We start from the raw sequence: 19,416 nt of genomic DNA, 5'->3' as shown, positions 1-19,416 counted from the left end.
GTTCGAATGATGGATCCGTCACGCGCGCAGCAGGTCGCCAACCCGCTCGAGGAGCTCGGGCTCGATGAGCTCCGGCAGCGGACGAGCATGAAGTGGCGCGCTCACCCCGCTGACGTGCTGCCGCTGTGGGTCGCGGAGATGGATGTCCGACTCGCCCCGCCCATCGCCGAGGCCCTCCACCGCACCATCGATGCCGGGGACACCGGGTATCCCGTCGGCACCGCGTACGCCGAGGCGTTCTCCGCGTTCGCAGCGGAGAACTGGGCGTGGAACGACCTGGCCGTGGAGCGGACCGCGATCGTCCCCGACGTCATGATGGGAGTCGTCGAGGTGCTCCGGCTGGTGACGGAGCCCGGTGACGCCGTCGTCGTCAACTCCCCCGTCTACGCGCCGTTCTACGCCTTCGTCACCCATGACGGCCGGCAGATCGTCGAGGCGCCCCTCGGTGCGGACGGCCGGGTGGACCTCGGCGTCCTCGAGGACACGTTCCGCCGGATCAGGCAGGGCGGGCGTGGGGCCGCCTACCTGCTCTGCAACCCGCACAACCCCACCGGAACGGTGCACACCCCGGAGGAGCTCGCGCGGATCGCGGAGCTCGCCCGCACCCACGGGGTCCGGGTGGTCGCCGATGAGATCCACGCCCCGCTCGTCCTGCCCGGGGCCCGCTTCACCCCCTATCTCAGCGTGCCGGGGTCGGAGGACGCCTTCGCGCTGATGTCGGCGTCGAAGGCCTGGAACCTCGCCGGTCTCAAGGCCGCGCTCGCGATCGCCGGGGAGGAGGCCGCCGCGGATCTCGCCCGCATGCCCGAGGAGGTCAGCCACGGCCCGAGCCACCTCGGCCTCATCGCCCACACCGTCGCGCTCCGGGAGGGACAGGAGTGGCTCGGCGCGCTGCTGCGGGGTCTCGACGCGAACCGGACGCTGCTGCGCCGGCTCGTCGCCGAGCACCTGCCCGAGGCCGGCTTCCGCGTGCCCGAGGGCACCTACCTCGCATGGCTCGACTGCAGCTACCTCGGCGCCGGGGCACCCGCCGCGCGGGACGGACTCGCCGTCGTGTCCGATCTCGCGGGACCGGCGCAGCTGTTCCTCGACGAGGCCCGGGTGGCGCTGAGCTCCGGTCACGTGTTCGGCACGGGCGGTGCCCAACACGTCCGGCTGAACTTCGCCACCTCACCGGCGATCCTCACCGAGGCCGTCGAGCGGATGGGTCGCGTGCGGCCGGTCGGCTGAGACCGGCCGGCCCACCGTGAGCTGATGCGTCGCCTCTGTGACGTCCTGGTCCATTGCCGAACGGCGTCGGACGTCACAGCGGGGACGTCGGTTCCGCGGGACGAGAGGGGTCCGCCAGTGCATAGGCGGAACAGCTCTCGCACCGTGTGATGAAGTTGTGCCGGCACTCTCGGACGTGCTCGCGGAACGCTTCCGCGGCGTCGAGCTCCGCCCGCTGCCTGCGGATCGCCTCGAGACGAGCGGCGATGACGCCGTCGCGCCCCTGCTCGTCGCGGTGCAGGATGAGGCGGATCTCCTCGAGACCCAGCCCGACGGACCGGCAGGATCGGACGACCTGCAGTCGGCGCACATGCTCCTCGGTATAGTCGCGATACCCTGCAGGGGTCCGGTCCGGCGTGATGCCGCACGCGTCCTCCCAATGACGCAGGACGTGGGTCGCGACGCCGAGGCGCCCTGCGGCCTCCCCGATCCTCATGACACCGTGCTCCTCACGTTCCCGCACCTCTTGCCTTCATGTCGACATGAAGGTCTAGCGTAGCGCGCATGACCGACCTCCCCGCCCCGCCCGAGCGCATCCCGATCCTCGGCACCGAGATCGCGACCTCCGTGCTCGAGCCCGAGACCGGCAACCCCGCCGGTGACGTCGTGCTCTGCCACGGGACACCGTGGTCGGCGGAGACCTGGCTGCCGGTGGCCCGAGCGCTCGCACGGTCGTTCCGGGTCTTCCTGTGGGACATGCCGGGGTACGGGAGGTCGATCCGCGGATCCGATCCGCCGGTCGACCTCGTCCATCAGCGCCACCGTCTCACTGCGCTCATCGATCACTGGGATCTCGATCGACCCCACGTCGTCGCGCACGACATCGGCGGTGCGGTCGCTCTCGGATCCCATCTGCTCGACGGCGCCGCCTTCGCCTCGCTCTATCTCCTCGATGTCGTCGCACTCGACCCGTGGGGCTCGCCGTTCTTCCGACTCGTCTCCGAGCACCACGAGGTGCTCGCCGCACTTCCGGAGAATCTGCACGCCGCCCTCGTCCGGGAGTACATCTCCGGCGCCGGCGGCGACACCCTCACCCCCGCGCGAGTCGAGGAGCTCGCCCGACCGTGGTGCTCGCCGCGCGGACAGGTCGCCTTCTACCGGCAGATCGCCGCACTCACTCCGGACCACACCGCGCCCATAGTCGCCCGACTCGCTGAGACCCGATGCCCGGTGCACATCGGCTGAGGCGCGGACGATTCCTGGATCCCCGTCGCCCAGGCGGCCGAGCTCGCCGGCCGGTTCCCCGGGCAGCCCGGCGTCACGACCTTCCAGGGGACCGGCCACCTCGTGCAGCTCGAGGCGCCGACCGAACTCGCTCTCGACCTCCGGCGATGGCTCGGGACCCTGCCGAGCTGACCGTCCGCCGTGAGCCGAGACGTCCCCGCTGAGACGTCCCCACGGGGACGTCGCAGCGGGCCTCCCCACCCGGACCGGATCGCCGTCCCCGTGCGTTCGCGATGCCGGCGGCTCCGCCGGGCGATGGGCGTCACCCCCGCCGCCTATCGGCGTGCGTTCGGACACTGATCGTTCGCACACCGACCGGCCCCGCGCGCCCCCGTGCCGCACGCGCCGGAGGATCTCCGCCTACGCGGCGGACCCGCGCGCCCGGATCCGCGGGTACACCCGGCGGAGGAGCCGGAACCACGGCGACCAGCGGGGCGGGCCGGTGACCCCAGCTGCGCGATCGAGGAGGTCCTCGAGCACGGCGTCGTGCAGCGGACCGACGAGCACCGCCCATTGCAGACGCCGCCACGGGCCGATGCGGAGCTCGAGGTCGTGCACGAGGCGGCTGCCGCGGGCGGAGGGGACGACGACGAACCGGTGGAAGCCGCGCCAGTGCCGCGAGCCGAGGATCGAGTCGAAGGCGAAGGTCACCGCATCCGGTGAACGCTCCGTGCAGTGGTAGCGCACCGGGCCGTGCCCGCCCGCCGCACCGACGAGGGGCGGGCCGTCGAGGCGCATGGGGAACCACAGGTGCACAGGCCACAGCCCGTCGTCCCGGGTTCCGAGCGTCGACAGCAGCGCCGCGACCTCGGCGGCGGGCCGGTCGAGGTCGCGGGATTGCCGGTTGCGGACCCGCACGGTCTCAGCCCTCGCGCGCCGCGAGGTCGAGCAGCATGACGTCGGAGCTCCCGTTGCGGCCGATGACCGCGAAGCCGAGCTCCTCGTACAGGTGGCGGGACCCGTTGCCGTCCTCGACGGCGAGGCTGATCGCCCGGACACCGGTGAGCCCGGCCATCTGGATGAGCGTCTGCAGGAGGCGGCGGCCGAGCCCCTCGCCCTGCGCCTCGGGCAGGACCGCGATCGAGAGCTCGGGGATGTCGTCAGCGACCCAGCCGAAGCCGGGCTTCTCCCCCATCGTGCGGATCCAGATCGCTCCGAGCGCCCGCGGCTCCGCTCCGGGTGCGGGCGCGTGGTCGCCGTCGGCTCCTGCCCCGGGCTCTGCCGCCAGCGCCATGACGCCGAGGTCACCGACCCTACCCCAGCCCTCGATGTAGCGGTTGAGGTGATCGTCGGCGCGGATCGCCTCGGCGTCGACGGGCGGGCGGTCCATCGACCAGCTGCAGCAGAGCTCGAGGAACGGCAGGAGGATGTGCTCGCCGTCGGACGGGACCGGAACGATGCGCATGCGGGGACTCCTCGGGACTGGGTGCGAGTACGCCCATCATCGTATCCGCGCCCGGGACCGAGGTCCGTGCGAGCGGGCCGCGCTCGCTCTCAGCTGCGGGCTTCGGCGCGACGGATCCAGCCGTCGTTGCGCACCCGCCAGCCGAGGCTGATCGCGCGGAAGGCGACGAAGCCGATCCCGAAGCACGCCCACAGCACGTGGACCGTCGACCACTGCGTGAACACGAGGAGCAGCAGGACCGCGTACCCGAGCAGCGCCCCGAACTGGGCGAGCGCCAGGTAGCGGGCGTCCTCGGCTCCCATGAGCACACCGTCGAGGGTGAAGACGTACCCGGCGATCGGCATCCCGGCGGCGAGGATGAGAGCGAGCGTGCCGATGAGGGCGGCGACCTCGGGATCGCCGGTGAACACCGCACCGAGGACCGGGGAGGCGGCGGCGAGCAGCACGCCGACGACCACCCCGAAGCCGATCCCCCACTGGATGAGCCGCCGGTTGATCGCCGCCACCCGCTCCCGCCGGCGGTGCCCGAGCTCGAGGCCGATGAGCGCCTGCCCGGCGATCGCGAGCGAGTCGAGGACGAGGGCGAGCGCGTTGAACAGCGTCTGGATGACCTGGATCGCGGCGAGCTGTACGGTGCCCAGACCGGTGGCGAGCACGATGAGGAGGATCATCGCAGCGCGCAGCGAGCCGTTGCGCACGAGCAGCCAGCCCGAGGTGCGGGCCGCCCGGATGACGCCCGCCCAGTCCGGGCGCAGCGAGGCCCCGGTGCGGCGGGCGGCGCGGACGGCGATGACGAGGTAGATCGCGCACATCCCGAGGTGGGCGATGAGCGTGCCGAGCGCGGACCCGGCCACGCCCATGTCGAGACCGTAGATGAAGAGCGCGTTGAGCCCGATGTTGGAGAGGAAGCCGCCGGCGGCGACGTAGAGCGGGGTGCGCGTGTCCTGCAGCCCGCGCAGCAGCCCGGTCGCGGCGACGACGGTGAGCATGAAGGGCAGCCCCCACCAGGAGATCGTGAGGTACGCCGAGGCGCCGGCGGCCACCTCGGGCGTGGGATCGAACCAGCCGATCGCCGTGTCGATGAGCGGCAGCCCGATGACGAGCAGGACGCCCGAGGTGATGAGCGCGAGCCAGATCCCGTCGAAGCCGGCGCCGATCGCGCCCGGGGTGTCACCGGCGCCGAGCCGGCGGGCCACGCGCGGGGTCGTCGCGTAGGCGAGGAAGATCATGAGGCCGAGGACGGTCTGGAGGATCGTGCTCGCGATCGCGAGCGAGCCGAGCGCCTCGGGCCCCAGGTGCCCGACCATCGCGGTGTCGGCGAGGAGGAACAGGGGTTCGGCGGCGAGCGCCCCGAGTGCCGGGACGGCGAGCCTGAGGATGTCCCGGTCGAGTGCACGCATGACCACCATCGTAGGACCGGGACGCCTGGACGGGCACGTCAGGCCGGGCTGTTAGGGTCGCCCCCGTGAGAACGGTCGACAACGCACGCACCACCGACACCCGGGCCGGTGCCTTCCAGCGGCACCTGCCCCTCCTCGCCACCGAGGTCATCTGCCTCGCCGCGGTCGTGGTCGCCGTGCTCACCCGGCAGTGGTCCGACATCATCATCCCGGCGCTGCTGATTCCCGCCGGTCTGGTGCCGCTCCTCCTCGAGCACTGGGCGCGCACCCCGATCCCCGCGTGGCTCCAGGGGCTCTACGCGGCGCTGCTGCTCTCCGGCCCGTTCCTCGGCAGCCACCTCCACTTCTACGCGGTGTGGGGACTGTGGGACACCGTGGTCCACTTCTACTCCGGCATCCTCATCGCGCTCGGCACGGTCTACGCGCTCGGCATCGCCTACCGGCGGACCGATCTCACCACCCCGCCGTGGTTCGAGGCCGTCGTCGTCATCGCCGTGAGCGGCCTCGTCGCGCTCCTGTGGGAGATGTCCGAGTTCACCGCGGACATCGTCGTCGGGACGAACGCGCAGCGGAACAACACGGACACGATGGTCGACCTCGTCGCGGGCACCTCGGCGGCCCTCCTCGTCGTCATCCCGCTGCTCCTCCACCGCCGGCGCGGGTGGTTCGCGGCGTTCGGCTCCCTGGTGTGAGCCGGCCCGTCCGGAGGGGGCCGTTCGGAATATCTCGCTCCGCGCGGTGTTGTGCCCAGTGGAAGCCGCAGCCTCATGGTCCGCGGAGCCCCGGCCAGATCACGGGTGACGGACCGGTCCGCTGCGGGACACCTCGGCGCCGGGTCCGGCGCGGAAGGAGAACCCCATGACCGACACCGATCGCATCGTCATCCTCGGCGGACACGGCAAGATCGCCCTGCTCGCCGCCCCCAGGCTCACCGCGGCCGGGTTCACCGTCGACTCCGTCATCCGCAAGGAGGACCAGCGCGATGACGTCAGGGAGGCCGGCGCGAATCCCGTCGTCCTCGACATCGAGACCGCGACCGAGGAGGACCTCGCCAAGCAGTTCACCGGGGCGAAGGCCGTGGTGTTCTCCGCCGGCGCCGGCGGGGGCGACCCGCAGCGCACGCACGCGGTCGACTACGAAGCGGCCGTGCGCGCGATGAAGGCCGCGCAGCAGGCCGGCGTGCAGCGGTTCGTCATCGTCTCCTACGTCACCGCGGGGATCGACGTCGACCGGCTCGAGGAGGACAACTCCTTCTTCCCCTACGCCAAGGCCAAGCACGACGCCGACGCCCACCTGCGCGAGACCGAGCTCGACTACACGATCCTCGGCCCCGGCCGCCTCACCCTCGACCCGGCGAGCGAGCAGATCCAGGTCGTCGACTCCCACGGCGAGGCCGAGGGCCGCACGCTCACCGACGAGGAGAAGGTCACCTCCCGCGACAACGTCGCAGCCGTCATCACCCACGTCCTGCGTGACGGTGCCGGAGTCCGGGAGACCGTCAACTTCTTCGACGGGTCCACCCCGATCGCCGAGGCGATCCGCTGAGACCGGGCGTACGAGTGTAGGACTTCCGACGGAGGGTGGTGGCGTTGATGCCATCACCCTCCGCCGAAAGCCCCACAGTTCGGTCGGACGCCCGGTCGGGCACTGTCAGAACAGGGTGCTGATCCAGCGGCGGGTGTCGGCGGGGTCGATGACGTCGTCGACGTCGAAGAACATCGCCGCGGTCATCGCCCGGCCCTGCTCGTAGGACTCCGCGACGAGCTTCTCGTAGAGCGCCTCGCGCTCGGCCGGGTCCTCGACCGCGGCGAGCTCCTTCGAATAGCCCAGGCGCACCGCGCCCTCCAGGCCCATCGGCCCCATCTCCCCGCTCGGCCAGGCCACGGTGAAGCGGGTGGCGTGGAAGGAGCCGGCGGCCATCGCCATCGCGCCGAGCCCGTAGCCCTTGCGCACGACGACCGCCCCGAACGGCACGCTCAACCCCGCCCCCGTGGTGAAGAACCGACCGAACGCGGTGACGCCCGGCTCGTGCTCGGCCTCCGGGCCGACCATGAACCCGGGGGTGTCGACGAAGGACACGACGGGGATCCCGTGCGCCTGCGCGGTCTCGAGCAGCCGCACGAAGGAGTTCGCGGCATCGACGTCGACCGCCCCGCCGAGGTGGTGGTTGTCGTTGGCGATGATCGCGATCGGCCGGCCGGCGACGAGCGCGAAACCGGTGATCGCGCCCGGTGCGTGATCCGGGCGCAGCTCGAGGAACGTGTCCGCATCGACGACGCTGCGGATCACCTCGCGCATCTCGAAGGCGCGCAGCCGGTCCCCGGGGACCACGGCCCGCGCGCGCTCCGGATCCGGGGCACCGGAGTCCGCGGCCGAGGCGCCCTCCTGGGTATCCGGGGACACGGCACCCGGCCCGGCACCGCCGTCCCCTGCCGGCACGAAGTAGCGCAGGTACTGCTGGGTGGCGGAGACGGCCTCGGCGTCGCCGGCGACGAGCACGTCGATGACACCGCTCACGGTGTGCACGCCGACGGGTCCGATGTCTTCCGGCCGGTAGCGTCCCAGGCCGCCGCCCTCGACCATCGCGGGTCCGCCCATCCCGAGGTTCGCGTCCTCGGTGGCGATGATGACGTCGCACACCCCGGCGAGCGCAGCGTTGCCGGCGAAGCACCGCCCGGACACGATCGCGACGAGCGGCACCCGGCCCTTGAGCCCGGCGAGGGCGGCGAAAGTGTGGACGTTGAGGTGGGCGCCCGGGGCCCGGTCGGTGTCGCCGGGCCTCCCGCCGCCGCCCTCGGCGAACAGCACCACCGGCAGCCCCTTGGACGCCGCGACCTGGATGAGCCGATCGGTCTTCGCGTGGTTGCGCGAGCCCTGGGTGCCGGCGAGCACCATGTAGTCGTAGCTCATGACGACGGCCTCGAGCGGCCCGCTGGGCGTGTCGACGAGTCCGATCCCGCCGATCAGCCCATCCCCGCTCGTGCGCGCGATGAGGTCCTCCAGCGAGCGCCTGGCCATCTGGGCGGCGATGACGAGCGGCCCGTACTCGACGAACGAGCCGGGCACGAGCAGGTCGTCGAGGTTCTCCCGGGCGGTCCGCCGCTGCCGGGCGTGGATCTTCTCCACCGCTTCCGGCCTCGCCTCGTCGAGCACGTCGGCATGCCGCTGCACCACCTCGTCGACGAGCGGGTGCGCTTCGTCCCGGGCGGCCTCCGCCTGGGCGGCGGGGTCCTCGGAGGTCCGCACGAGGAACACCGGATCACCGGCTGCGACGGTGTCCCCGACCGCCACGAGCGCGCGCGCCTCCGCATGGGCCGGTGCCGGGATCGGGTGGTGCATCTTCATCGCCTCGATGAGTCCGAGCTCACCGGGCTTCGCGTCGAGGGACACGATCGTGCCGCTGAGCGGGGCGGCGACGAGCTCCTCCCCCGGCCCGGGTGCGGGCACGGTGCGAGCCGTTCCCGAGGCGCCCTCGGCCGACGAGGCGCCCGCACCTCCCGGTGCACCACCGGAACCGGCGCCGTCCGCGCCACCGTCGTCCGCCTCGAGCTCCGCGGCCCGGGCGACGAGCGCTCCCATGTGCTCGTCGATCCACGTCGTGTGCGCCTCACCGAGCGGCGCGCGCTCGAGGACAGCGCGGAGGAACGCGGTGTTCGTGTCCAGCCCGGTGCAGCCGAGCTCGGCGAGCGCGCCGACGGTCCGGCGCTCGGCGGCCTCGAGGCCCGGCCCGTGGGCGATGACCTTGGCGATGACCGTGTCGTAGAGGGCACCCACGCGGGTGCCGCCGCGCACCCAGGTGTCGACGCGGATCCCGGGCCCGCTCGGCAGGTCGAAGCGCTCGATCGTGCCGGTGGCCGGGTGCACGGTGCCGTCGGCGGCGAGGGTCTCCGCGGCCACCCGCACCTCGATCGCGCTGCCGGTCGGCTCCCACGTCATGTCCTCGGCCACGCCGTGGACGGCGAGGTCCTCACCCAGGCCGAGCGCGATCTGGCAGGCGACGAGGTCGAGCCCGGTGACCGCCTCAGTGACGGTGTGCTCGACCTGGATCCGCGGGTTGACCTCGAGGAGCACCCAGTCGTCGTCGGCGACGAGGAACTCGACGGTGGCGAGCGACAGGTAGTGGAGCGAGTCGAGGAGCTTCTCCGCCGCCCGGTGGAGGTCCGCCCGCAGGTCTGCGGACAGTCCGGGGGCCGGGGCGAGCTCGACGAGCTTCTGCCGACGGCGCTGCAGCGAGCAGTCGCGGTCGCCGAGCGCGTACACGCCGTCGGGCGTGCCGATGCACTGGACCTCGATGTGGCGGGCTGCGGGGAACCAGGTCTCGGCGAACACGCGCGCGTCCCCGAACCCGTGCTCGGCCTCCGCCGCACAGCGCGCGATCGCCGGTTCGACGTCCTCCGGGGAGGTGACGACGGCGATGCCGCGCCCGCCCCCGCCGGCGAGCGCCTTGATCGCGATGCCCGCCGGGTGCCGCTCGAGGAGCTCGAGGGCCGGCGCGGCGGTCTCGAGGACCCCGGTCGCCTCGGCGACGGGGATGTCGAGGGCGGCCGCCCGGTCCTTCGTCGAGGTCTTCGTCCCGGCGATCTCGAGGACGTCGGCGGACGGGCCGAGGAAGGTCAGTCCCGCCTCGTGGCAGGCGTGGGCGAACGCGGCGGATTCGGCGAGGAACCCGTAGCCGGGGTGGACGAGCTCGGCCCCCTCGTCGACGGCGATCCGGATGAGCTGCGCGATGTCGAGATAGGCGCGCGGCCCGATCCCCTCGAGCTGCCGCGCCGAATCGGCGAGCCGGAAATGGAGGCTGTCGGCGTCGTCGGCGGGGTGGACGGCGAGCGTGCGCAGCCCCTGGTCCTGCGCGGTGCGGATGATGCGGGCGGCGATCTCGCCCCGGTTCGCGACGAGCAGCGTGGTCATGCGGTGGGCAGCTCCTTGAGCAGGTCGACCTTGCGGATCTTGCCGGTCGCGGTCATCGGCATCGTGTCGACGACGACGACCTCGGGCACCTTGTACGACGCCATCTGCTCCCGCGCCCAGTCCCGGATGCTCTCCGGCGTCGCCGCGGAGTCCTCCGTGAGCTCGACGAAGGCGACGGGCCGCTGTCCGGTCTCCGGGTCCTCGCGCGGGGCGACGGCGACCCGCACGACGTCGGGATGGCCCTTGAGGAAGGATTCGACCTCGGCGGGGAACACGCTCATCCCCTTGACCTTGATCATCTCCTTGGTCCGGGCGAGGTACGTCAGCGCCCCGTGCGCGTCGAACCGGCCGGTGTCCCCGGTGAGCAGCCAGCCGTCGACGAGCGTGTCGCGGCTCGCCTCGGGCCGGTGGTAGTAGCGGGTGAGGACGGAAGGCGAGTGCACGAGGATCTGCCCGGTCTCCCCGACCGGCACCGGCGCGAGGTCGGCATCGACGACGACGATCCGGGTGCCGGGCACCGGGTAGCCGCAGTAGATCGGCTCGGCACGCAGGTCCTGGTCATCCGCATCGAGGCCGAGGGTGAAGGTGTCGGCGGTGTGCGTCTCCGTCATCCCGTAGGACGCCTCGCGCAGCAGCACGCCGGTCGCCTCCCGCCACTGTCCGCGCAGCTCCGGGTCGAGCTTGCGCACGAAGCTCACCGCAGTGCAGTTGCGCAGCGAGGACGTGTCGGCGCCGGCGAACCCGGGCAGCTCCATGAGCTCGACGTAGTTGTCCGCCGGCGCCACGATCGAGGTGACCTGCTGGGAGGCGATGAGCTCGAGCGCGACCTCGGGGTGCCAGCGGGTCATGAGCACGACGGTGGACCCGTCGACGAGCGGGTTGAGCATGCACATGTCCTCCCCGGCGATCCAGAACATCGGGAGGAAGCCGAGTGCCACGTCTCCACCGGCCCCGGGGGTGCGCCCCTGGCCCAGGAGCGCGCTCACCGCGGTGTAGACCATGTGGCCCTGCGTGTGCTCGCAACCCTTGGGCATGCCGGTGGTGCCGCCGGTGTAGTTGAGCGCGGCGAGCGCGTCCCGGTCCGCCGGCACCGGGTCGGCCGGCGGGCTGTCGATGATCGCCTGCCAGTCCGAGCGCTGCTCCGGGTCGATCGCACCGAACGGGGTGCGCGGCACCGGTTCGCCGTCGATCATGTCCGCCATCCGGGTGTAGGCGACGGTGAGGTCGGGATCGACCCCGTCCGCACCGCGCACCGCGTCGAGGAGCGGGGCGAACTCCGGGTGCGCGAGCACCACGCCGACCCCGGCGTCGGCGAGCTCGTAGGCGAGCTCGCCGGCCTTGAACAGCGGGTTGATCGGCACGTACACGGCGCCGAGGCGGAGGATCCCGAGGAACGCGATCGTCAGCTGCGGGCAGTTGACGAGGTACGCCCCCACCCGGTCGCCGGCGCGCACGCCCTGGGACCTGAGCCACCCGGCGAACGCGGCGGCCGAGCGCTCGAGCTCCGCATAGGACACATCGCGCCCGTAGAAGTGGATGGCGACGGTGTCCGGCCGCTCCACCGCCCACTTCTGCGTGTAGTCGGCGAGCACCGCACCGGGCAGCGGCTCGCTGTACTCCCGGGGGACCTCGGCCGGCCACAGGTCGCGCATCCCGGCGAGCTCCTCGGCCGCCGCCTCCCACTGCTCATGCATCGGTGTCCGGGTCATCTCAGCCGTTCTCCGCCTGCTCGGCACCGACCTTGCGCATCTCGCGGCGCAGGATCTTGCCCGATGCGGTCTTGGGCAGCGCGTCGATGAAGTTGATCTGGCGCGGTGCTTTGTAGGAGGCGAGGTGCTCGCGGCAGAACGCGACGATCTCGTCCTCGGTGATCTCCGCGCCCGGCTGCAGGCTGATGAACGCGACGACGTTCTCACCGCGGTACTCGTCGGGGACGCCGACGACAGCGGCCTCGAGGATCGCCGGGTGGGTGTAGAGGACGTCCTCGACCTCGCGCGGCCACACCTTGAAGCCCGAGGCGTTGATCATGTCCTTCTTGCGGTCGACGATGAACACCCAGCCGTCGGGGTCCATGAAGCCGACGTCGCCGGTGCACAGCTCCCCGTCGGGGATGTTCTCCGCGGTGGCCTCCGGGTTGTTGATGTACTCCAGGGACACCATGGGGCCGCGCACGCAGATCTCGCCGACCTCGTTCGGGCCGACCTCCTGGCCGTTCTCGTCGAGGATCCGCAGCATCACGCTCGCCAACGGCAGGCCGCAGGACAGGTTGCCCGATTCGGGGTCGACGGGGGCACGCAGGTGGCGGGGCACGACGACGCACTGGGCGGTGGTCTCGGTGAGTCCGTAGCCCTGCCCGATGTAGTGCCCGGTGCGGTCCTCGAACTTCTTGACGATCGCCTCGGGCAGCGGGGCGCCGCCGGACATGATCGCGGTGAAGGAGTCGAAGGCGTCGGAGGTGAAGTCCGGGTGCGCGAGCAGCGCCATGTAGGCCGTCGCCGGGCCGGCCATGTACTGCGGCTTATCGGTGCGGAACGTCTGGAGCGCGGCCGCGGGGTCGAAGCGGTAGTTCATCGACAGGGCAGCACCGCAGGCCGCGGCGGCGAGGAACTGGCACACGAACCCGGTGATGTGGAAGACGGGGGCGAGGGTGAAGATCGTCGCGGTCTCGTCGAAGCCCTGGTAGTCGCGCAGCATCTGGGCGTTGACGGACAGGCCGCGGTGGGTGACCGCCGCGCCCTTCGAACGGCCCGAGGTGCCCGAGGTGTAGCCGATGATGCCGACCGAGTCGGGGGTGAGCACGGGGTCCGGCACGGACTTCCCGTCGTACTCTGCGACGACGGTGGCGAAATCGGGCTTCCCGGTGTCGTAGGAGTCGGCGAACATCCCGAAGATCCGCTCGTCGTCCGTGCGCTGGTAGTCCTTCTCGTTGCAGGTGACGACGATCGGCATGCCCTCGGCGTAGGGCTTGACGCGGTCGAGGTAGGCCGCGGCGGACACGACGAGCGCCTTGACCCCGGCGTCGGAGAACACGTGGGCGAGCTCGTCGCGGTACATCGGGTTGAGCGGCACGACGACGCCGCCGGCCTTCCACGCGCCGTACACCGCGACGTAGTAGTGGGGGACGTTCTGGAGGTAGACGCCCAGCCGGTCGCCGGGCTCGAAACCCTGGTCGACGAGGTAGGCGGCGAAGGCATCGACCATCCGGTCGAGCTCGGCCCAGGTGGGCTCGTAGCCGTAGTACTTGATCGCGGGTCGGTCGGGGAAGCTCTCCACCGCGCGGTCGAAGAGCGCGAGGGTGGTCGTCTCCTCGATCTGCTTGTTCAGCCGCTCGTCGTCGGCGACGGTCTTCAGCCAGGGGCGGGTTTCGAAGAAGCTCATGGTGGTCATTCCTTCACGTCGATGTGATCGGATCAGCGGTTGGGGCGGGGAGGGCGGACGACCGGGATCGACCGGCGCGCGCCCGGGACGCAGCGATGGGGATCGTGGTGGTGCAGTGGGCAGGGCCGAGGGGAGGCCCGGGGCGGGTGCGTCGACGCACCCGCCCCGGTGGGGTGGATCAGGCGACCTCGAACAGGCCGGCGGCTCCCATGCCGCCGCCGATGCACATCGTCACGACGACGTACTTGACGCCGCGGCGCTTGCCCTCGATGAGGGCGTGGCCGACGAGCCGTGCTCCGGTCATGCCGTAGGGGTGGCCCACGGAGATGCCGCCGCCGTCGACGTTGTACTTCTCCGGGTCGATCCCGAGCTTGTCGCGGCAGTACAGCGCCTGCACGGCGAAGGCCTCGTTGAGCTCCCACAGGCCGATGTCGTCGACGGTGAGGCCGTGGCGCTCGAGCAGCTTCGGGATCGCGAACACCGGGCCGATGCCCATCTCGTCCGGGCCGCAGCCGGCGACCGCGATGCCGCGGTAGATGCCGAGCGGCTCGAGGCCGCGGCGGGAGGCCTCGGCGTCGGACATGAGCACGGAGGCCGACGCGCCGTCGGACAGCTGCGAGGCGTTGCCGGCGGTGACGGTCGGGTTCTGCGAGGCCACGCCCGGGGCGAGCACCGGCTGGAGCTTGGCGAGGCTGGCGAGGTCGGTCTGCGGGCGGTTGCCCTCGTCCTTGCTCAGGGTGACCTGCTTCTCCGAGGTCTCCTTCGTCTCCTTGTCGACGACGATCTGCGTCGACTCGAGCGGGACGATCTCGGCGTCGAAGCGGCCGGCCTCCTGCGCGGCGGCGGTGCGCTGCTGGGAGGACAGGGCGTACTCGTCCTGCGCCTCGCGCGACACGCCGTAGCGCTCGGCGACGATCTCCGCGGTGTTGAGCATGGGGAGGTAGATCTCCGGCAGGTTCTCCACGAGCCACGGGTCCTTGGCGCGGAAGGTGTTCTGCTTGTCGTTCTGGACGAGCGAGATCGACTCGACGCCGCCGCCGACGGCGATGTCCATGCCGTCGTGGACGATCTGCTTGGCCGCGGTGGCGATCGCCATGAGGCCGGAGGAGCACTGGCGGTCGAGCGTCATGCCGGAGACGGTGACGGGCAGGCCCGCGCGCAGGAGCGCCTGGCGGGCGACGTTGCCGCCTTGCGCGCCCTGCTGGAGAGCGGCGCCGAGGATGACGTCCTCGACCTCGCCGCCCTCGAGCCCGGCGCGCTGCACGGCGTGCTTGATCGCGTGGCCGGCGAGCTCCTGGGACTGGGTGTTGTTGAATGCGCCGCGGTAGGCCTTGCCGATCGGCGTGCGGGCGGTGGAGACGATGACTGCATCAGTCATGAGAGGTCCTCTCGTTGGTCGGACCGGCGGAGCGCCCGCCGGCCGGCGGCGGCCGGAGCCGCCTATGGGTCATGCTGTCAGATCGATGAGCGGAGCGAGCGCGCGCCGCTGGGCGGCGGCGTGTCCGAGGATGAGCTCGTCGGCCTTGGCCCGCTTGAGGTAGAGGTGCAGCGGGTACTCCCAGGTCATGCCGTTGCCGCCGTGGAGCTGGACGGCCTCCTCCGCGGCGTGGACCGCGGTGGTCGAGGCGTAGGAGCCGGCGACGAGCGAGCACAGCTCGACCTCATCCTCCGTCTGCTCCCCGGCCTGCCAGGCGGCGGCGACGCGGGCGGCGTAGATCGTGGCCGCCCCGGTCTGCGAGACCTCGAGCCAGAGGTCGGCCATCCGGTGCTTGATCGCCTGGTAGGAGCCGATCGCACGGCCGAACTGGCGGCGTCCCTTGATGTACTCGAGCGTGAGGTCGAAGGCCCGCTGCGCCACACCGTACTGCTCGGCGGCGAGGATGATGCGACCGAGGATCTCGGCGGTCCGCACGGCCTGCGCGGCCTGCTCGCCGCGTCCGAGCACCGTGGCCGGCGCGGACTCGAAGGTCACGTCGGCGAGGCGACGGGTCTGGTCGAAGCTGAGGAACGCCTCGGTGCGCACGTGCTCGGCCGCGACGAGCGCGACGACGGTGTCGGAACCGGTGCCGGCGACGACGAGGTACTCGTCGGCACCCGCACCGTCCATCACCCCGGCGACGGTCCCGGACACGGTGGCGGAGTCCCCGTCGCCGTCCACGGTGAGCTCGGCACGGATCTGCGGGGAGGACGCCGTGAATGCGATCGCGGCGAACGATTCGCCGGCGGCGAGCCGACCGGCGAGGTCGCCGGCGCGGACGCCGACGGCCAGGGTGGTCGCGAGCACGCCGGAGCTGAGGAACCGCACGGGCGCGACGGCCCGGCCGATCTCCTCGGCGACGACTGCGGCCTCGGCCGCGCTCGCTCCCGCTCCCCCGAGGTCCTCGGGCACGAGCAGGGCCGCGAGGCCGAGCTCCTGGGCCCAGGCCCGGTCGAGTCCGGAGGTGTCGGTGTGCGGGTCGTCGTAGAGCTTCGCGACGGACTCGGCGTCGCTGCGGTCGGTGAAGAGCTTGCGGACGCTGGACCGCAGATCCTCTTCGACTTCGCTGGGCAGGAGATCGATATCGGTCATTTCGGAAGGTCCTTGAATGCCACGTCCTTGTCGACCCGGTGCTCACCGGGCAGACCGAGGACTCGTTCGGAGATGATGTTGCGGATGATCTCGCTCGTGCCGCCCTCGATCGAGTTGCCCTTGGCACGCAGGTACCGGTAGCCGGGGATCCGGCCGGTCATCGAGTACTCGCTCGGGCGGCGCATCTCGTAGGTGTCGTAGCGCAGGCCGTCGACGCCGCGCAAGGTGATGTCGAGGCTCGACAGCTCCTGGTTGTTCAGGGCGAAGGAGAGCTTGGCGCCCGAGCCCTCCGGTCCGGGCTGACCGGCGGCGAGCTTCTGGCTCAGCCGCTCCCCCATCATGCGGGCGACCTCGACCTCGACCCACAGCTCGAGCAGGCGGTCCTGGAGCAGCGGATCGCGGTACTCCGGGTGATCGCGCCACGCCTGGGCGACGACGCCGATCATCCCGCCCTCGCGCGGGGACCCGCCGCCGATCGCCACGCGCTCGTTGTTGAGCGTGGTGTTGGCGACCTTCCAGCCCTGCCCGGGTTCGCCGAGCATGTTCGCCGCAGGGACCTCGACGTCGGTGAGGAACACCTCGTTGAACTCGGCCTCGCCGGTGATCTGGCGCAGCCCGCGGACCTCCACGCCGGGGGCGTGCATGTCGATGAGGAAGTAGCTCAGGCCCTGGTGCTTGGGCACGGAGGTGTCGGTGCGGGCGACGAGGATCGCCATGTCGGCGTTCTGCGCGCCCGAGGTCCACACCTTCTGGCCGCTGACCTTGTAGACGTCGCCCTCGGCGACCGCGCGGGTCGCGACGGCGGCGAGGTCGGAGCCCGCGCCGGGCTCGCTGAAGAGCTGGCAGAAGATCGTGTCGAGCGTGTAGATGTCGCGCAGGATCTTCTTCTGCTCGGTCGTGCCGTAGGCGACGATCGTCGGGCCGGCCATGCCGAAGCCGATCGTGTTGCTGCCCCTCGGCGGCGTCTCGAGCCCGGCGGCGGCGACCTGCTGCGCGGCGTACTCGCGCAGGCTGGTCGACACCCCGAGGCCCCCGTCGCCGGCCGGGAAGTTCACCCAGGCCAGGCCGTGGTCGTAGAGGACTCCGTAGCGCTCACCGGCGCTCATCCCGTCCGTCGTGGCGGCCTGTGCCGCCGCGACCGCCTCGTCGATGCGCCGCTGCTGGGCGCTCAGGGGTTCGGCGCTCAATTCTTCGGCCCTCCTGCGACGTAGATGACCTGGCCGGACACGAAGCCGGCGCCCTCGCTGGCGAGGAAGGAGGCGGTGTGGGCGATGTCCTCGGGCTTGCCGGTGCGGGCGACCGGGATCTGCTTGGCCGCACCCGCGGTGAAGTCCTCGAAGGAGATCCCGACCCGCTCTGCGGTGGCCTTCGTCATGTCGGTCTCGATGAAGCCGGGGGCGATCGCGTTCGCGGTCACGCCGAACTTGCCGAGCTCGATCGCGTAGGTCTTCGTCAGGCCCTGGATGCCGGCCTTGGCCGCGGAGTAGTTCGCCTGACCGCGGTTGCCGAGCGCCGAGGTCGACGACATCGAGATGATGCGCCCGAACTTCTCCTCGACCATGTGCTTCTGGCACGCCTTCGTGATGAGGAAGTTGCCGGTGAGGTGGACGCCGAGCACCACCTGGAACTCCTGCGGGGTCATCTTGAACAGCATGTTGTCCTTGATGATGCCGGCGTTGTTGACGAGCACGGTCGGCGGGCCGAGGGTCGAGGCGACGGAGGCGACGGCCTGCTCGACGGCGGCCTCGTCGGTGATGTCGGCGCCGATCGCCGTCGCCTCGCCGCCGGCGGCGACGATCCGGTCGACGACCTGCTGGGCGTCCGCCTCATTGAGGTCGAGGACGGCGACCTTCATACCGTCCGCGGCGAGCCGTTCGCTCACGGCGGCACCGATGCCGCGGGCTCCGCCGGTGACGATCGCTGTGCGCTGGGTCATGGGTTTCTCCTTCGAATGCTGGTGGAAGTCGGTGGTGCCGCGGCCCCGGCGATGGCCGGGACCGCGGCTGCGGCGGTGCTCAGGAGCGGTACTTCTTGAGCTCCTTGCGGGCGATCGTCATCTTGTGGACCTCATCGGGTCCGTCGACGATCCGCAGGGTGCGGGCGTGGGCGTACATCTCCGCGAGCGGGAAGTCCCCGGTCACACCGCCGCCGCCGTGCACCTGGATGGCCCGGTCGATGACGTTGAGGGCGGCCTTGGGGGCGGCGACCTTGATCTCCGAGATCAGGGTGCGCGCCTCCTTGTTGCCGACCTTGTCCATCATGTCCGCGGCGTGGAGGGTGAGCAGGCGGGCCTGGTCGATCTCGACGCGGGATTCGGCGATCCAGTCCTGGATGTTCGCCTTCTCCGACAGCTTGGTGCCGAACAGCACGCGGGACTCCGCCCGGCGGCACATGAACTCGAGGGCGCGCTCGGCCATGCCGATGGCTCGCATGCAGTGGTGGATGCGGCCCGGGCCGAGGCGGGCCTGGCTGATGGCGAATCCCTCGCCCTCGCCCTTGAGGACGTCCTTGGACGGCACGCGGACGTTCTCGAAGAGCACCTCGGCGTGGCCCTCGCGGTCCTCGTAGCCGAACACGGTGAGGTTGCGCTTGACGGTGACGCCGGGGGCGTCGATCGGCACGACCATCATCGACTGCTGGCGGTGGGTCTCCGCGTTCGGGTCGGTCTTGCCCATGACGATGAGGACCTTGATGAACGGGTGGCAGCCGTTCGAGGTGAACCACTTGCGGCCGTTGAGGACGTACTCGTCGCCGTCCTTCTCCATCGTCATCTCGATGTTCGTCGCGTCCGCGCTCGCGACGGCGGGCTCGGTCATCGCGAAGCCGGAGGCGATCTTCCCGTCGAGCAGCGGACGCAGGTACTTCTCCTTGTGCTCCTCGGTGCCGAAGAGCGTGAACACCTCCATGTTGCCGGTGTCCGGGGCGTTGCAGTTCGTCGCCTCCGGGGCGAGGTGGATCGAGCGGCCCATGATCTCGGCGAGCGGGGCGTACTCGAGGTTCGTCAGGCCTGGGCCCCACTCCTCGTGCGGGTGGAACAGGTTCCACAGACCGCGCTTGCGGGCCTCGACCTTGAGGTCCTCGAGGATCTGCGGCTGGGTGTGCGGACTGTCGGCGGCCGCCATCTGCTCCTCGTAGACGGATTCGGCCGGGTAGACGTGCTCGTCCATGAAGGCGAGCAGGTCCTCGCGGTACTTCTTGGCGCGTGCGGTCTCTTCGAACATGGTCACTCCTGTGTGGGGTGTCGGGTGCGTCAGCGGGTGGGG

Annotated in this window: 16 protein-coding genes; 4 read left to right on the top strand and 12 right to left on the bottom strand. The window is 71.4% G+C overall.

From position 1 onward, the window contains the following. Positions 1–6 precede the first annotated feature (6 nt). Complete coding sequence (locus ABD883_RS12475) at positions 7–1,230, top strand: MalY/PatB family protein (RefSeq protein WP_295689044.1); 1,224 nt, start codon at positions 7–9, stop codon at positions 1,228–1,230. Positions 1,231–1,303: 73 nt separating this feature from the next. Here the strand turns inward: ABD883_RS12475 and ABD883_RS12470 are convergent, their stop codons facing one another. Continuing rightward, positions 1,304–1,705 (bottom strand): MerR family transcriptional regulator, encoded by a 402-nt coding sequence (locus ABD883_RS12470; protein WP_345032522.1) that lies wholly within the window; start codon positions 1,703–1,705, stop codon positions 1,304–1,306. A 68-nt stretch (positions 1,706–1,773) separates the two neighbouring features. Between ABD883_RS12470 and ABD883_RS12465 the strand changes: the two genes are divergently transcribed. Continuing rightward, positions 1,774–2,454: an alpha/beta fold hydrolase gene (locus ABD883_RS12465; protein WP_345032520.1), complete on the top strand. Its 681-nt coding sequence runs from the start codon at positions 1,774–1,776 to the stop codon at positions 2,452–2,454. Positions 2,455–2,853: 399 nt separating this feature from the next. Here ABD883_RS12465 and ABD883_RS12460 read toward each other — a convergent pair whose 3' ends face one another. The 3 genes from ABD883_RS12460 to ABD883_RS12450 all read right to left on the bottom strand — a co-directional run bounded on the left by ABD883_RS12460 (position 2,854) and on the right by ABD883_RS12450 (position 5,298). Then, positions 2,854–3,351 carry an SRPBCC family protein gene (locus ABD883_RS12460; RefSeq protein WP_345032518.1) on the bottom strand — a complete coding sequence of 166 codons (498 nt, stop codon included), beginning with the start codon at positions 3,349–3,351 and terminating at the stop codon, positions 2,854–2,856. A gap of 4 nt (positions 3,352–3,355) precedes the next feature. Beyond that, positions 3,356–3,898, bottom strand: coding sequence for a GNAT family N-acetyltransferase (locus ABD883_RS12455; protein ID WP_137319993.1), 543 nt, complete (start codon positions 3,896–3,898; stop codon positions 3,356–3,358). Positions 3,899–3,987: 89 nt separating this feature from the next. Further along, a complete protein-coding gene (locus tag ABD883_RS12450) occupies positions 3,988–5,298 on the bottom strand; it encodes an MATE family efflux transporter (protein ID WP_345032516.1) in 1,311 nt (436 codons plus the stop codon). A gap of 65 nt (positions 5,299–5,363) precedes the next feature. On the opposite strand from ABD883_RS12450, the gene ABD883_RS12445 reads away from it, so the two are divergent. Continuing rightward, positions 5,364–5,990, top strand: a complete 627-nt coding sequence (locus ABD883_RS12445; RefSeq protein WP_345032514.1) for a DUF2238 domain-containing protein — start codon at positions 5,364–5,366, stop codon at positions 5,988–5,990. 166 nt (positions 5,991–6,156) lie between these two features. Next, positions 6,157–6,843 (top strand): SDR family oxidoreductase, encoded by a 687-nt coding sequence (locus tag ABD883_RS12440; protein ID WP_345032512.1) that lies wholly within the window; start codon positions 6,157–6,159, stop codon positions 6,841–6,843. A 105-nt stretch (positions 6,844–6,948) separates the two neighbouring features. Here the strand turns inward: ABD883_RS12440 and ABD883_RS12435 are convergent, their stop codons facing one another. The 8 genes from ABD883_RS12435 to ABD883_RS12400 all read right to left on the bottom strand — a co-directional run bounded on the left by ABD883_RS12435 (position 6,949) and on the right by ABD883_RS12400 (position 19,374). Then, on the bottom strand, positions 6,949–10,206 hold the full coding sequence (locus ABD883_RS12435) for an acetyl-CoA carboxylase family protein (RefSeq protein WP_345032510.1): 3,258 nt from the start codon (positions 10,204–10,206) through the stop codon (positions 6,949–6,951). Beyond that, positions 10,203–11,915, bottom strand: a complete 1,713-nt coding sequence (locus tag ABD883_RS12430) for an AMP-binding protein (RefSeq protein ID WP_345032508.1) — start codon at positions 11,913–11,915, stop codon at positions 10,203–10,205. Before ABD883_RS12430 ends, ABD883_RS12435 begins: the two co-directional genes overlap by 4 nt. Before the next feature lies 1 nt (position 11,916). Beyond that, positions 11,917–13,584, bottom strand: a complete 1,668-nt coding sequence (locus tag ABD883_RS12425; protein ID WP_345032506.1) for a class I adenylate-forming enzyme family protein — start codon at positions 13,582–13,584, stop codon at positions 11,917–11,919. A 178-nt stretch (positions 13,585–13,762) separates the two neighbouring features. Continuing rightward, entirely contained in the window at positions 13,763–14,962 is a 1,200-nt protein-coding gene (locus ABD883_RS12420; protein ID WP_137319999.1) for an acetyl-CoA C-acyltransferase, read from the bottom strand. 69 nt (positions 14,963–15,031) lie between these two features. Continuing rightward, the gene (locus ABD883_RS12415; RefSeq protein WP_345032502.1) at positions 15,032–16,153 is read right to left on the bottom strand and encodes an acyl-CoA dehydrogenase family protein; all 1,122 of its coding nucleotides are present in this window, start codon (positions 16,151–16,153) and stop codon (positions 15,032–15,034) included. Then, positions 16,150–17,340: an acyl-CoA dehydrogenase family protein gene (locus tag ABD883_RS12410; protein WP_345032500.1), complete on the bottom strand. Its 1,191-nt coding sequence runs from the start codon at positions 17,338–17,340 to the stop codon at positions 16,150–16,152. Before ABD883_RS12410 ends, ABD883_RS12415 begins: the two co-directional genes overlap by 4 nt. Beyond that, a complete protein-coding gene (locus ABD883_RS12405; RefSeq protein ID WP_247618998.1) occupies positions 17,337–18,089 on the bottom strand; it encodes an SDR family oxidoreductase in 753 nt (250 codons plus the stop codon). The genes ABD883_RS12410 and ABD883_RS12405 overlap by 4 nt, the downstream gene beginning before the upstream one ends. 79 nt (positions 18,090–18,168) lie before the next feature. After that, positions 18,169–19,374: an acyl-CoA dehydrogenase family protein gene (locus tag ABD883_RS12400; protein ID WP_345032497.1), complete on the bottom strand. Its 1,206-nt coding sequence runs from the start codon at positions 19,372–19,374 to the stop codon at positions 18,169–18,171. Positions 19,375–19,416: the final 42 nt, after the last annotated feature.

The organism is Brevibacterium pityocampae (assembly GCF_039541555.1).
Taxonomy (GTDB): Bacteria; Actinomycetota; Actinomycetes; order Actinomycetales; family Brevibacteriaceae; genus Brevibacterium; species Brevibacterium pityocampae.
The sequence above is the reverse complement of the archived record's forward strand: the minus strand, read 5'-3'. Positions and strand labels throughout refer to the sequence as shown.

Bases quoted from the DNA above. Each gene is read 5' to 3' on its own strand.
- ABD883_RS12420 (WP_137319999.1), bottom strand. From the start codon at position 14,962: ATGACTGATGCAGTCATCGTCTCCACCGCCCGCACGCCGATCGGCAAG.
- ABD883_RS12455 (WP_137319993.1), bottom strand. From the start codon at position 3,898: ATGCGCATCGTTCCGGTCCCGTCCGACGGCGAGCACATCCTCCTGCCG.
- ABD883_RS12415 (WP_345032502.1), bottom strand. From the start codon at position 16,153: ATGACCGATATCGATCTCCTGCCCAGCGAAGTCGAAGAGGATCTGCGG.
- ABD883_RS12450 (WP_345032516.1), bottom strand. From the start codon at position 5,298: ATGCGTGCACTCGACCGGGACATCCTCAGGCTCGCCGTCCCGGCACTC.
- ABD883_RS12465 (WP_345032520.1), top strand. From the start codon at position 1,774: ATGACCGACCTCCCCGCCCCGCCCGAGCGCATCCCGATCCTCGGCACC.
- ABD883_RS12430 (WP_345032508.1), bottom strand. From the start codon at position 11,915: ATGACCCGGACACCGATGCATGAGCAGTGGGAGGCGGCGGCCGAGGAG.
- ABD883_RS12475 (WP_295689044.1), top strand. From the start codon at position 7: ATGATGGATCCGTCACGCGCGCAGCAGGTCGCCAACCCGCTCGAGGAG.
- ABD883_RS12400 (WP_345032497.1), bottom strand. From the start codon at position 19,374: ATGTTCGAAGAGACCGCACGCGCCAAGAAGTACCGCGAGGACCTGCTC.
- ABD883_RS12425 (WP_345032506.1), bottom strand. From the start codon at position 13,584: ATGAGCTTCTTCGAAACCCGCCCCTGGCTGAAGACCGTCGCCGACGAC.
- ABD883_RS12405 (WP_247618998.1), bottom strand. From the start codon at position 18,089: ATGACCCAGCGCACAGCGATCGTCACCGGCGGAGCCCGCGGCATCGGT.
- ABD883_RS12440 (WP_345032512.1), top strand. From the start codon at position 6,157: ATGACCGACACCGATCGCATCGTCATCCTCGGCGGACACGGCAAGATC.
- ABD883_RS12435 (WP_345032510.1), bottom strand. From the start codon at position 10,206: ATGACCACGCTGCTCGTCGCGAACCGGGGCGAGATCGCCGCCCGCATC.
- ABD883_RS12470 (WP_345032522.1), bottom strand. From the start codon at position 1,705: ATGAGGATCGGGGAGGCCGCAGGGCGCCTCGGCGTCGCGACCCACGTC.